Origin of the sequence: Novosphingobium olei, from assembly GCF_037076535.1 — a bacterium.
In the GTDB taxonomy this organism is placed as follows: Bacteria; Pseudomonadota; Alphaproteobacteria; order Sphingomonadales; family Sphingomonadaceae; genus Novosphingobium; species Novosphingobium olei.
The window spans coordinates 1007038-1020007 of record NZ_AP029021.1; the positions used below are offsets into that span (position 1 = coordinate 1007038).

At 66.2% G+C, this 12970-nt stretch carries 13 protein-coding genes; 7 read left to right on the top strand and 6 right to left on the bottom strand.

Annotated features, from left to right (window positions below; translation table 11 throughout):
- Positions 1-5: 5 nt before the first annotated feature.
- A complete protein-coding gene (locus AACH40_RS04780) occupies positions 6-1265 on the bottom strand; it encodes an acyl-CoA dehydrogenase family protein (RefSeq protein WP_338644404.1) in 1260 nt (419 codons plus the stop codon).
- A 36-nt stretch (positions 1266-1301) separates the two neighbouring features.
- On the bottom strand, positions 1302-2183 hold the full coding sequence (locus tag AACH40_RS04785; protein ID WP_338644405.1) for a helix-turn-helix domain-containing protein: 882 nt from the start codon (positions 2181-2183) through the stop codon (positions 1302-1304).
- 127 nt (positions 2184-2310) lie between these two features.
- Between AACH40_RS04785 and pobA the strand changes: the two genes are divergently transcribed.
- Positions 2311-3480: a 4-hydroxybenzoate 3-monooxygenase gene (pobA, locus tag AACH40_RS04790; RefSeq protein ID WP_338644406.1), complete on the top strand. Its 1170-nt coding sequence runs from the start codon at positions 2311-2313 to the stop codon at positions 3478-3480.
- A 39-nt stretch (positions 3481-3519) separates the two neighbouring features.
- On the opposite strand, the gene AACH40_RS04795 is transcribed toward pobA, so the two are convergent.
- From AACH40_RS04795 to ligK, 4 genes are all read right to left on the bottom strand, one after another.
- Positions 3520-4836, bottom strand: coding sequence for a family 1 glycosylhydrolase (locus AACH40_RS04795; protein ID WP_338644407.1), 1317 nt, complete (start codon positions 4834-4836; stop codon positions 3520-3522).
- Between the two features lie 73 nt (positions 4837-4909).
- Entirely contained in the window at positions 4910-5803 is an 894-nt protein-coding gene (locus AACH40_RS04800; RefSeq protein WP_338644408.1) for an amidohydrolase family protein, read from the bottom strand.
- A complete protein-coding gene (locus AACH40_RS04805; protein ID WP_338644409.1) occupies positions 5800-6873 on the bottom strand; it encodes a 4-oxalomesaconate tautomerase in 1074 nt (357 codons plus the stop codon). The genes AACH40_RS04800 and AACH40_RS04805 overlap by 4 nt, the downstream gene beginning before the upstream one ends.
- Positions 6866-7540, bottom strand: a complete 675-nt coding sequence (gene ligK / locus AACH40_RS04810) for a 4-carboxy-4-hydroxy-2-oxoadipate aldolase/oxaloacetate decarboxylase (RefSeq protein WP_338644410.1) — start codon at positions 7538-7540, stop codon at positions 6866-6868. The genes AACH40_RS04805 and ligK overlap by 8 nt, the downstream gene beginning before the upstream one ends.
- 113 nt (positions 7541-7653) lie before the next feature.
- Between ligK and AACH40_RS04815 the strand changes: the two genes are divergently transcribed.
- From AACH40_RS04815 to AACH40_RS04840, 6 genes are all read left to right on the top strand, one after another.
- Positions 7654-8808 carry a LysR substrate-binding domain-containing protein gene (locus tag AACH40_RS04815; protein ID WP_338644411.1) on the top strand — a complete coding sequence of 385 codons (1155 nt, stop codon included), beginning with the start codon at positions 7654-7656 and terminating at the stop codon, positions 8806-8808.
- Between the two features lie 61 nt (positions 8809-8869).
- The gene (locus tag AACH40_RS04820) at positions 8870-9706 is read left to right on the top strand and encodes a DUF1932 domain-containing protein (RefSeq protein WP_338644412.1); all 837 of its coding nucleotides are present in this window, start codon (positions 8870-8872) and stop codon (positions 9704-9706) included.
- Positions 9703-10728 carry an amidohydrolase family protein gene (locus AACH40_RS04825; RefSeq protein ID WP_338644413.1) on the top strand — a complete coding sequence of 342 codons (1026 nt, stop codon included), beginning with the start codon at positions 9703-9705 and terminating at the stop codon, positions 10726-10728. Before AACH40_RS04820 ends, AACH40_RS04825 begins: the two co-directional genes overlap by 4 nt.
- A complete protein-coding gene (ligA, locus tag AACH40_RS04830) occupies positions 10725-11150 on the top strand; it encodes a protocatechuate 4,5-dioxygenase subunit alpha (protein ID WP_338644414.1) in 426 nt (141 codons plus the stop codon). Before AACH40_RS04825 ends, ligA begins: the two co-directional genes overlap by 4 nt.
- Position 11151: 1 nt before the next feature.
- A complete protein-coding gene (locus AACH40_RS04835) occupies positions 11152-11994 on the top strand; it encodes a class III extradiol dioxygenase subunit beta (RefSeq protein ID WP_169492542.1) in 843 nt (280 codons plus the stop codon).
- Positions 11995-12002: 8 nt separating this feature from the next.
- The gene (locus AACH40_RS04840; protein WP_338645922.1) at positions 12003-12959 is read left to right on the top strand and encodes a Gfo/Idh/MocA family oxidoreductase; all 957 of its coding nucleotides are present in this window, start codon (positions 12003-12005) and stop codon (positions 12957-12959) included.
- The last annotated feature ends 11 nt before the right edge of the window (positions 12960-12970 follow it).

The window sequence follows — 12970 nt, forward strand, 5'->3', positions numbered from 1 at the left end:
GCCGCCTAGCGCACGGTTTCGGGAATGGTGAAGTAGCGCGTGTTGCGCCCCAGCGTTTCGCCCACGCGATCGAGTTCGGCCCGCGCCACGGTGCGCAGGTGCACCTCGTCCGGCCCGTCGAACAAGTGCAGCGCGCGGCCCCAGGTGTAGAAGTAGGCGAGCGGAGTGTCGCTCGTCAGCCCCATTGCCCCGAACACCTGGATCGCGCGGTCAAGCACCCGCGTCTGGAGCTGGGCGGCGACGAGCTTGATCGCCGATACGTCGACCTTGCAGGCCTTGTTGCCCCGCGCATCGAGCCGCGCTGCGGCGCGCAGCACCAGCAGGCGGGCCATGTCGATCTCCACCCGCGACTGCGCGATCCAGTCCTGGATGTTGGCATAGCCGGAAATCGCATGGCCGAAGGCGCGGCGTTCGAGCGCGCGTTCGCACATCAGATCGAGCGCGAGTTCGCATTGGCCGATGGTGCGCATGCAATGGTGCACCCGCCCCGGCCCCAGCCGCGCCTGCGCCAGCGCGAAGCCCTGTCCTTCGACGCCCAGCAGATTGGCGGCGGGCACGCGGCAGTCGCGGAACACCAGTTCGCACTGCCCCTCGATCGCGGAGTGGTGCAGGATCGGGATGTTGCGCACCACGGTCAGGCCCGGCGTGTCCATCGGCACGATGATCATCGAATGGCGCGCGTGGCGCGGCTGCACTTCGTCGGCATCGCTCACGCCCATGACCACCGCGAACCGGCACAGCGGGTGAAGCGCGCCGGTGATGAACCACTTGCGCCCGTTGATCACATAATCATCGCCGTCGCGGCGGATCGTGGTGCGGATGTTGGTGGCATCGGACGAGGCGACGTCGGGCTCGCTCATCGCGAAGCACGAGCGGACGCTGCCGTCGAGCAGTGGGACCAGCCAGCGGGCTTTCTGTGCTTCATTCGCATGAAGATGGAGAAGTTCGATGTTCCCGCTATCAGGCGCATTGCAGTTGAACGCCTCCGAAGCCCAGGGCAGGCGGCCCATGATTTCGGCGAGCGGCGCGTATTCGAGGTTGGTGAGGCGAGTGCCGGGCTCGTCGTCACGCAAGCCGGGCAGGAACAGGTTCCACAGACCGTCGGCGCGGGCGATCTGCTTGAGCGGCTCCATGATGTGCAGGGGGTATCGCCCGGCGGCGACCTCGGCATTCCATTCGGCGTTGTAGGGCAGCATGTAATCTTCGAGGAAATCCTCGACCTGCCGCCGCAATTCGTTGACCCGCGCGGAAAATTCGAAGTTCATGACGATCGCCCCCCTTTGCCGTGAGGGTTGGCGCGATCAGGCGGCGGGATCATTGTCCTGGATCAAGCGGCCCCGCAGCGCTTGCCGTTCGGCGAGCGGACGATGGCCCGTCATGCGCAGGTAGAAGCGCGAGAACCACGAGGGATCGGCAAAACCGAGGTCTTCGGCGATCTGCGCTACCGTGGCGCTGGTGTAGCGCAGGCGGCGCTGCGCTTCGAGCGCGAGGCGGCGGTTGATCAGCACCTGCGGCGGCGCGCCCAGCCGGGCGCGGGTGAGGCGGGTGAGCGTGCGCACGGTCAGACCCATCGAGCGTGCATAGAATTCGAGCGGGCGCTGTTCGGCAAGGTGCGTTTCGACGAGGTGGCGGAACAGGCCCAGCCGGCGGTCGTCGCCGGGCGTGGCAGCTTGCCCGGCGATCGAGCGGACCAGCGCTTCGGCCAGCGCCTCGAACAGCGGGTCGGCGGTGGCGCCCGCGCTTTCGGCGATGTGCAGCAGTTCCCGGGTCAGCCAGTCAACCCGCGCGACGGCGTCGGCGGCGATCTCGCCCGAGCCGCCCTGCGCAAGAAAGCCGGGCAACGGATCGCCATCGCCGCGCCCGCGCCCGGCAAATTCCTGCGACAGCGTCAGCACGTGGCCGCGGGTGCCGGGATCGAAGCGGAAACCGTGGACCACGCCGGTCGGCACGACGATGAAACTGGGCGCGGGCAGGGCAAAGGGTGCGCCGTCGAGCGTGACGCGCGCATGTCCTTCCTGCACCACGAGAAGCTGCACGACGCGATCGTGGCGATGCGGCGCTATGGTCCAGTCATGGAGCGCGCTGCGTTCGGCGATCGTCTCGATATGCGCGAAACCGGCGGGGCTCTGCCAATCTCCTTCGCCATAAAGGGCAAACGTCGGGATCGCGGTGGGCTGGTTCATCGCATGTCCTGAAAATGCCAGAAGATTGACGTTGCCGTCCCTTCACCCCGGCAAGCGCCGATGTCAATTGCATGTCCATTGGAATGACGCGCCGCCGGCGAGCGGCCATCGTGGGGAGAGCCAGGCAATGAAGACCCAGGTTGCGATCGTTGGCGCCGGCCCTGCAGGCCTGCTGCTTGGCCATCTGCTCAAGGCGGAGGGCATCGACTGCGTCGTGGTCGAGCGCCAGAGCGGCGACTATGTGCTGTCGCGCATCCGGGCCGGCGTGCTCGAACAGATCACCGTGCAGCTGATGGAGCGGCTTGGCCTCGATGCCCGTCTCAAGGCCGAAGGGCTGATCGAGGGCGGTTTCAACCTTGCCGATGGCGAGCGACTGATCCGCATCGATTGCGAAGGCCTGACCGGCAAGACCGTGGTCGTCTATGGCCAGACCGAAATCACCCGCGACCTGATGGACGCGGCCGCCCCGCGCGGGCTGAACGTGATCTATGATGCGGGTGACGTGGCGCTGCACGATATCGAGAGCGATGCGCCTTATCTCACCTTTACCAAGGACGGGGCGGCGCAGCGGATCGACGCGCGCTTCATCGTCGGGTGCGACGGCTTCCACGGCCCCAGCCGCCAGGCGATCCCGGCGAGCGTGGGCAAGAGCTTCGAGCGCGTCTATCCGTTCGGCTGGCTCGGCATTCTGGCCGACGTGGCGCCGTGCAACGACGAGCTGATCTATGCCAACCACGAACGCGGCTTTGCGCTTGCATCGATGCGCAGCCCGACGCGCAGCCGCTACTACGTCGACGTGCCGCTGACCGAAAAGATCGAGGACTGGTCCGATGATCGCATCTGGGACGAACTGGCGCTGCGCCTTGGCCCCGATGCCGCGGCCAACATGACGCGCGGCCCTTCGATCGAGAAGTCGATCGCGCCGCTGCGCAGCTTCGTGTTCGAGCCGATGCGGTACGGCAGCCTGCTGCTGTGCGGCGATGCCGCGCACATCGTGCCGCCGACCGGGGCGAAGGGGCTGAACCTTGCGGCATCGGACGTGCACTATGCCTCGGCCGCGCTGACCGCCTTCTTCAAGCGCAACGATGCCGACGCGATCGCCGGCTATTCCGACAAGGCGCTGGCCCGCGTGTGGAAGTCCGAACGATTCTGCTGGTCGCTGACCAAGCTGATGCACCGCTTCCCCGAAGACGGTCCGTTCGAGCGGCGCATGCAGGTTGCCGAGCTCGACTACATCGCAGGCAGCCGCGCTGCGCAGCAGACGATCGCGGAAAACTACGTCGGCCTGCCGGTCTGAAGAGGACGAAGGGGCGGTGGGGACCGCCCCTTCGTTCGATCAGACGAGGGCGTTTGCCTCGGCGATGCGCTTTAGCACCATCGCGCTCGGCTTTGGCGTCCGCTTGAACGTTGTCCGGTCGAGCGTGCACAGCCCGAAGTGGATGCCATAGCCGAACACCCATTCGAAGTTGTCGATCAGCGACCAGTGGCAATAGCCGTGGACGGGCACGCCCTGGTCCATCGCAAGCTTCAGTTCGCGCAGCGCGTTCGGAATCAGCCATGCGCGGATGCTGTCATCGTCGCTTCCGACACCGTGCTCGGTCACGATCACGGGGATGCCCGTCGCTTCATGGGCATAGCGCACCGCGCCCGCCAGCGAGCCCGGCCAGACTTCGGCCCCCATCTTGTTGCGCCGCGCGTCGGCGGGGGCGGGGACCACGCCCTTGTCGTTCCAGACCTTGCGCTCGTAATTCTGCACGCCGATGAAATCGTCACCGCGGGCGGCACGCAGCCATTCGCCGTAATAGCGTTCGCGCATTGCGTCGCGCAGCGAGTTCCGGCCCACCGCCTGATCGTCCATCATCGCCAGGCTTACGCCCACGGGCAGGTCGCCACGCACCGCCTTGATCGCGGCTCGTCCCTGCTTGTGCCCTTCCAGCTGATGCGCGCGGAAGGATTTGGGATCGTCGATGTGCAGCGCGCTGCCCGCACTGAAGCGCTCCACGCCCATGGCGCGGGCGCAGGCCTTCAGCATCGCCTTGTCCTGGGCAAGAAGATCACCCGGCAGCAGTTCGGCGAGCAGCCCGGCAAGGTTGGGCTCGTTCAGCGTGGTCGCATGACCGATACCTTCGGCCAGATGACGGGCAGCGCGGTCGCAGTAGCGGGCGAACAGGGCCGGGGCTTCAGGATTGTGCCAGCCCCCGCGCCCGGCGAACCAGCGCGGGGTGGTGAAGTGGTTGAAGGTGACGATCGGGTGAAGCCCGCGCGCACGGCAGCCTTCGATCATCGCCTTGTAGTGATCGAGCATGGCGATCGAGAACAGGCCGGGTTCAGGTTCGATCCGCGCCCATTCGAGGCTGAAGCGATAGGTGTTGAGGCCGAGGCTCTTCACCAGATCGAGATCGGTCTGCCACAGCTCGAAACTGTTCGCCGCATCGCCGGAGGGCTCAACGAACGTGGTCGGCTTGACGTTCTCCATCAGCCAGGCATCGGCGTTGACGTTGTTGCCTTCGACTTGGTGAGCGGCCGTTGCCGAGCCCCACAGGAAGCCCTGCGGAAAGGCCGGGCTCGGCTTTGTGGCTTTGGCCTGCGCGACCAGCGGCGCGGCACCCAAAGCTGCCGCGCCGGCGATCAACGATCGACGATCGAGTTCCACTCTGCACTCTCCCCACTATAATAGAATTCAAATTCTGATTATGGTGCAGGCCGAGCTTTGGCAAGCCGTGTGGTCAGAGTTCCTCGGGCCAGTAGAGGCGCATCGGGTTGTCGATCAGCAACTTGCGCTGAAGATCGACCGTAGGCGCGATGCGCGGGATCATGTCGACGAGGTGGCCATCGTCGGGGATCTCGGTGTCCATGTTGGGGTGCGGCCAGTCGGTGCCCCACAGCACTCGATCCTGGTAGTCGGCCACCAGCGGCGCCACCGCAGCGGCAAAGGCGTTCCACGGATCGCCCGCGCCGCCCTCCTTGATCGCGTCAAGCCGGTCAGGGCAGGTGGCCTTGAACCAGATGTCGTCGCGGCTGTCGAGAAACGCGCGGAACGCCTTCATGTCCGCGCCGTCCGGCCCTTGCCGCACGTCGGGCCGGCCCATGTGGTCGATGACTAGGGGGACGGGGATGGCGTCCATGAACGGGCGCAGTTCTTCAAGGATGTCGGCCTCGAAGTAGATGACCACGTGCCAGCCCTTGGGCAGGCGGCGGGCGACTTCGAGGAACTTGTCCTTGGGCGCATCGTCGACAAGGCGCTTGAGGAAATTGAAGCGGATGCCGCGGATGCCGCCTTCGTGCAGGGCGTTGAGGTCTGCTTCCGAGATGGCGGGATCGACCACGGCGACGCCGCGCGCCTTGCCTTTCGACTTGGCGATGGCGTCGAGCGTGGCGGCGTTGTCGGTGCCGTGGCAGCTCGCCTGCACGATGACGTTGCGCTCGAAGCCGAGGAGGTCGCGCAGCGCGAACAGCTTGTCCGGGCCGGCGTCCTGCGGAAGGTACTTGGCCTTGGGCGAGAAGGGGAACTGCGCCATCGGGCCGAAGACGTGGCAGTGCGCGTCCACGGCGCCCGGCGGCGGGGTGTAGCGCGGCTTGCTGGGATTGGTGTGCCAGGAAAGGATGCGGTCAGAGGTCATCCGAATACAACTCCGTCCATCAGTTTGCGCGCGGTGCGCAGCAGGGCGGCGGTGCGGACCGCGCCGGTTTCGTCGGTTTCGAGCACGCAACTCATTTCGCCGGTCGGGTGTTCGACCGAGAGCGTCTTGCGGGCACCTCCGGGGATCTCGGCCACTTCGGCGGCGGGCGAGCCCGGGATCAGGCAGGCCGTGGCAACGCTGACCGCGCCGAGCACGCCGATGGTGGCATGGGCGCGGTGCGGGATGAAGCTGCGCACGGTGACCGCGCCGCCATTCTTCGGCGGGGCAACGAGCATCATCTTGGGCACCGACTTTTCCTTGACGTCGCCAAGGTTCATGCGTTCGCCGACGGCAAGGCGGATGGCTTCGATCCGGGCCTTGAGTTCGGTGGCATTGTCGAGCCAGTCGCGGTCTTCGTAGCCGGTGATGCCGAGGTCGGCGGCCTTCATCACCACGCAGGGCATGCCGTTGTCGATCAGCGTTACGGGCACGCCGTTGACCACGTCAACCGCATTGCTGGTGGGCAGCAGCGCGCCGCAGCTGGAACCGGCGGTATCGCGGAATTCGAGCGGTACGGGGGCGTGGGTGCCGGGGACGCCGTCGATGGCAGCAGTGCCGGTGTAGGTGACCTTTCCGTTTGGCGTCTGCACGGTGGCGACGGCGACCTGCCCGGTGTTTTCCATGTAGATCGCGACGCGGGTCTCATCGCCCGTCGCAGCGACGAGGCCGCGTTCGATGGCAAAGGGGCCGACGCCGGCAAGGATGTTGCCGCAATTCTGCGCATCGGTGACGATCGCCTGGTCGACGAAGACCTGCAGGAACAGGTAATCGACGTCGATGCCCTCGCGCTCCGATTTGGCTACCACCGCGACCTTGCTGGTCAGCGGATCGGCACCGCCCATGCCGTCGATCTGGCGCGGATCGGGACTGCCCATCACGGCGAGCAGGAAGGCATCGCGTGCGGCCGTATCGGCGGGCAAGTCGGACTTGAGGAAATAGCCGCCCTTCGAGGTACCGCCGCGCATCCATAGGCAGGGTGCGCTGTGCCCGGTGAAGCGGGCCTCAGACATACTTGAGGCCTTCCTTTTCGAGGCGCTCACGCATTTTGTACATGTCGAGCCCGAGCACGCCGGCAGCGAGTTTTTCGCGCTTTTCGCCCTCGTTGGCTTCGCGGGCCTGCGCCGCCTTCAGCACGGCTTCGGCATTGGCGCGGGGGACGACGCAGACGCCGTCGTCGTCGGCCACGATCACGTCACCGGGGTTGACCAGCGCATTGGCGCAGACCACCGGCACGTTGACGCTGCCCAAGGTGTTCTTGACCGTGCCTTGCGCGTAGATCGCCTTGGACCAGACGGGGAACTGCATTTCGGTGAGGTCGCGAACATCGCGCACGCCGGCGTCGATGACGAGGCCACGGCAGCCGCGCGCCTGCGCGCTGGTGGCGAGCAGATCGCCGAAATAGCCGTCCTCGCACGGCGAGGTGGGGGCGAGCAGGAGGATGTCGCCCGCCTTGAGCTGTTCGATCGCTACGTGGACCATCCAGTTGTCGCCGGGAGGTGCGCTGATCGTCACCGCGCTGCCGGCGACGCGCGCGCCACGGTAGATCGGGCGCATGTAGGAGGCGAGAAGGCCGGTGCGTCCTTGCGCTTCGTGGACCGTGGCGACGCCGCAAGCGGCAAGGCCGTCGATCACCGCAAGATCGGCGCGTTCGATGTTCTGGACGACGATACCCGACATGGGCAGCTCCTTATGCGGGGGGTCTATGTGCAGCGTTGCCTTCTGCCCCTCGCGCGGCGAGCGCTAATCCGATGTTTGCGCCTAGCTATAAGGAAATGCTAAGTGCGTTTGTGATGACTGCATCTGTCCCCAATATACGACACCTTGCCGCACTGGTCGCAACGGTTCGCTATGGCAGCCTGACGCGGGCGGCAAAGGCGGTCAACCTGACCCAGCCGGCGCTGACCCAGGCGATCGCGCGGCTCGAATCCGATCTCGGCTGCGTGCTGTTCGAACGCTGTACCGCCGGCATGACGCCCACCGAGGCCGCTTTGCTGCTTTCTCCGCGTGCCGAAGCCGCGCTGGCGCACATCGGCAGCTCGCGCGTGACTGCGACCCAGCTTCGGGCGTTCAGTGCGCTGGCGCGGGCGGGGTCCTATGCCGGCGCTTCGGAGGAAACCGGCCTGTCGGCCGCATCGCTCCACCGCGCGGTGGCGGACCTGGGGGTCGCGCTGGGGCAGCGGCTGGTCGACCGGCGCGGCCGCTCGATCCTGCTGACGCCTGCGGGCGAGCGCCGCGCCAAGGGCTTCGGCCTCGCGCTCGCCGAGCTGCGCAGCGGGCTGGACGAAGTGGCGGCTTGGCAGGGCAAGGCGGCGGGGCGCATCGTTATCGGCGCGATGCCGCTGTCGCGGGCGGCCTGGCTGCCGCAGGCCATGCTGCGCTTTCGTGCCGAGGCGCCTGCCGTGGCGCTTTCGGTGGTCGAAGGCAGCCATGCCGAACTGGCCGGTCCCTTGCGCGAAGGCGACATCGACCTGATGCTCGGCGCGCTGCGGGCGGACAGCGCGCTTGATGACCTGGCGCAGGAGCCGATGTTCGAGGACCGGCCGGCCCTGATCATGCGGGCGGGGCACCCGCTGGCGCAGGCAGCAGCTATGGATGGCGCGGCGCTGGCGCAATGCGAATGGATCCTGCCCGGGCGCGAGACGCCGTTGCGCGGTTATTGGGAAGTCATGATGCGCACGCTTGGCGTGGAGCCGCCGGCCATCGCCATCGAATGCGGATCGGTAATGACGATCCGCCAACTGCTGGTCGCATCGGATGCGCTGACGATCCTTTCGCCGGCCCAGCTGGCGGTCGAGCTCGACGCCGGTCTGCTGGTCGCAGTACCCCCGCCGGTGCCGGTCGCGCGGACAATCGGAGTCACCACCCGGCTGGGCTGGCGGCCCACCGCGACGCAGGCCCGGTTCATCGCCATCCTGCGCGAAGTGGCTGAAGAAGACTTCGCATAAAGTTATGAGGCGGGCGCTCTTCCCATTTGTGTGATGGCGGGGCGCGGGCGAGAGGCGGGGAATGGATATTCGCATCGCCCTTATCGGTTTTGGCGAGGCCGGCTCGACGTTCGCCAAGGCCGCGGGCTGGGAAGCAGGCGCGCTGGCCTATGACGTGCAGCCCGCGCGCCGCGTGGTGATGGAGGAGGCGGGCGTGATCGCCTGTGCCACTGCCGACTGCGCGCTGGGGGATGCCGATCTGGCGCTGTCGCTGGTGACGGCCGATTCCGCGTTCGATGCGGCGCGCGACTTTGCGGGCCTGCTGCGGCCGGGGGCGCTGTTCTGCGACATGAACTCGGTTTCGCCCGAGACCAAGCGCGCGGCGGCGCGGGCCGTGGAGGCGGCGGGCGCGCGCTACGTCGACGTGGCGGTGCTGGCGCCGGTCAATCCTGCGCGGATGAACGTGCCGCTGCTGGTGGCTGGCGCGGCGGCGGATGATGCGGCGCAGGCGCTGCTTGCAGCGGGCTTTGCCAACGTGCGCGTGGTTGGTGCCGAAGTGGGCCGGGCGAGCGCGATCAAGATGATCCGCTCGGTCATGGTTAAGGGCATCGAGGCGCTGACCGCCGAGATGATCCTTGCGGCCAACGCCGCCGGCGTGGCCGAGGATGTGCTTGCCTCGCTCGATGCCAGCGAACGATCGCAGAGCTGGTTCGAGCGCGCGGCCTACAACATCGAGCGGATGGCGACCCACGGCATACGCCGCGCCGCCGAGATGGAGGAATCGGCCAAGACTCTGGCCGATCTGGGCGTCGAACCGATGATGACCAGCGGCACGGTGCGACGCCAGCGCGCGCAGGCCGGCCACCCCATCGAGACACCGGCCAAGCCTGCCGCCAGAACTGAGGGAACGGTTGCATGACGATGATCATCGATTGCCACGGCCACTACACCGTGTTGCCGAAGGCGCACGACGCCTGGCGCGAGGCGCAGAAGGCGGCGTTCAAGGCCGGCACCGAATGCCCGCCGTACCCCGAGATTTCCGATGACGAGATCCGTGAGACGATCGAGGGCAACCAGCTGCGCCTGCTCAAGGAGCGCGGCGCGGACATGACGATCTTTTCCCCGCGCGCTTCGGCCATGGCGCCGCACGTGGGCGATCAGTCGGTGGCGGTGAAGTGGGCACAGGTGTGCAACGATCTCATCGCGCGCGTCGTCGGGCTCTACCCCGACATCTTCGCCGGGGTGTGCATGCTGCCGCAGTCGCCCGAGGCGGACATGACCAGCTCGATCGCCGAGCTGGAACGCTGCGTCACCCAGCTTGGCTTCATCGGCTGCAATCTCAATCCCGATCCCGGCGGCGGCCATTTCAAGCATCCGCCGCTGACCGACGAATTCTGGTTCCCGTTCTACGAGAAGATGGTCGAGCTGGACGTTCCGGCGATGATCCACGTGTCGGGATCGTGCAATCCGGCGATGCATGCCACGGGCGGGTACTACATCGCGGCCGATACGATCGCGTTCATGCAGCTGCTCGAAGGCGACCTGTTCAGCCGTTTCCCGACGCTGCGCTTCATCATCCCACACGGCGGCGGCGCGGTGCCCTATCACTGGGGCCGCTATCGCGGTCTGGCCGACATGCTGAAGAAGCCGTCGCTCGACACGCATCTGATGAACAACATCTATTTCGATACCTGCGTCTACCACCAGCCGGGCATCGACCTGCTGGCCGACGTGATCGAGAACAAGAACATCCTTTTCGGCAGCGAGATGGTGGGCGCGGTGCGCGGCATCGATCCGACGACCGGGCACTACTTCGATGACACCAAGCGCTACATCGACGCGCTCGACATCACCGATGCCGAACGTCACGCGATCTTCGAGGGCAACGCGCGGCGGGTGTTCCCGCGGCTCGACGCCCAGCTCAAGGACCGGGGCCTGTGACCGACCAGAACGACAGGTCCGTGCAGGACATCCACGAATATCTCGCCGAGTTCGACGATATTCCCGGAACGCGCGTCTATACCGCGAGCCGCGCGCGCAAGGGGTATCACCTCAACCAGTTCGCGATGAGCCTGATGAAGCCGGAAAACCGCGAGCGGTGGAAGGCGGGCGAGCGTGCCTATCTCGACGAATGGCCGCTGACCGAGGACCAGAAGCTCGCGGTCCTGGCGCGCGACTACAACCGCATGCTCGATCTGGGCGGGAACATCTACTTCCTGTCCAAGATCTTTTCGACCGACGGCATTTCGTTTGCGGAAGCCTGTTCGACGATGACCGACATGACCTTTCCCGAATACCGGCAGATGATGCTGGATGGCGGACGCTCTCCGGTGGGCAATCGCAGCATAAAGGGGGGCTTCTGACATGGCGCGCATTACCGCAGGCGTGGGGTCGAGCCACGTGCCGCTGCTCGGTGTCGCGGTCGACCAGGGCAAGAGCCGTGATGACTATTTCGGCCCGATCTTCGCCGGCTATGACTGGACTAGGGCCTGGGAGGCCGAGCAGAAGCCCGACGTGATCGTGCTGGTCTACAACGACCACGCCTCTGCCTTCGATGCGAACATCATCCCGACCTTCGCGATCGGCTGCGGCGAACGCTACAAGCCGGCAGACGAGGGCTGGGGACCGCGTCCTGTGCCCGACGTCGAAGGCCATGCCGACCTTGCCTGGCACATCGCGCAGAGCCTGATCCTCGACGATTTCGACATGACCATCATCAACGAGATGGACGTCGATCACGGTTTGACCGTGCCGCTGTCGATGATGTTCGGCCAGCCGGACCGGTGGCCGGTGAAGGTCATCCCGCTGGCAGTCAATGTCGTCACCTATCCCGTGCCGTCGGGCAACCGCTGCTGGGCGCTGGGCGAAGCGATCAAGCGCGCGGTCGAAAGCTTTCCCGAGGACCTCAACGTGCAGATCTGGGGCACCGGCGGCATGAGCCACCAGCTCCAGGGGCCGCGTGCCGGGCTACTCAACCGCGAATGGGACAACATGTTCATGGACCTGCTGGTCGGTGACAGCCAGGAGGCGCGGGCCATTCCGCACATCGAATACCTGCGCGAAACCGGCAGCGAAGGCATCGAGATGGTGATGTGGCTGATCATGCGCGGTGCGCTGGGGCGGGAAACCCGCTGCCTGCATCGTCACTACCACATCCCTTGCAGCAACACCGCCATCGGCCACCTTGTTCTGGAGCCAGTAGAATGACCCAACCTATCCGCATCGCGCTCGCCGGGGCTGGCGCCTTCGGCGAGAAGCACCTCGACGGCCTCAAGAAGATCGACGGGGTCGAGATCGTCTCGATCATCAGCCGCACCGGAGAGCAGGCCGCCGCGGTTGCCGCCAAGTACGGCGCGAAGCATTCGTCGACCGAGCTGGCCGATGCGCTGGCGCGCGACGACGTCGATGCGGTGATCCTGTGCACCCCGACGCAGATGCACGCCGAACAGGCGATCGCCTGCATGGATGCCGGCAAGCACGTACAGGTTGAAATTCCGCTGTCCGACAGCTGGGCCGATGCCGAGGCTGTGGTCGCCAAGAGCCGCGAAACCGGCCTTGTCTGCATGGTCGGCCACACCCGTCGCTTCAATCCTTCGCACCAGTACGTGCACAACAAGATCGTCGCGGGCGAACTGTCGCTTCAGCAGATGGACGTGCAGACCTACTTCTTCCGCCGCAAGAACATGAACGCCAAGGGTGAGCCGCGGTCCTGGACCGACCACCTGCTGTGGCACCACGCGGCGCACACGATCGACCTGTTCGCCTATCAGTCGGGCAAGATCGTTGCCGCCAACGTGCTGCAGGGGCCCAAGCACCCCGAGCTTGGCATCGCGATGGACATGTCGATCCAGCTGAAGGCCGAGACCGGCGCGATCTGCACGCTGTCGCTCTCGTTCAACAATGACGGACCGCTCGGCACCTTCTTCCGCTACATCGGCGATACCGGCACCTACATCGCGCGCTACGATGATCTGGTGAATGGCAAGGAAGAGCCGATCGACGTGTCGAAGGTCGATGTCAGCATGAATGGCATCGAGCTGCAGGACCGCGAGTTCGTCGCCGCCATCCGCGAAGGGCGCGAGCCCAACTCGTCGGTGGGCAAGGTGCTCGATTGCTACCGCGTGATAGGCGAACTGGCGAAGAGCCTCGAAGCGCAGGACGGCTGGTCCTAAGCTGATCGCGA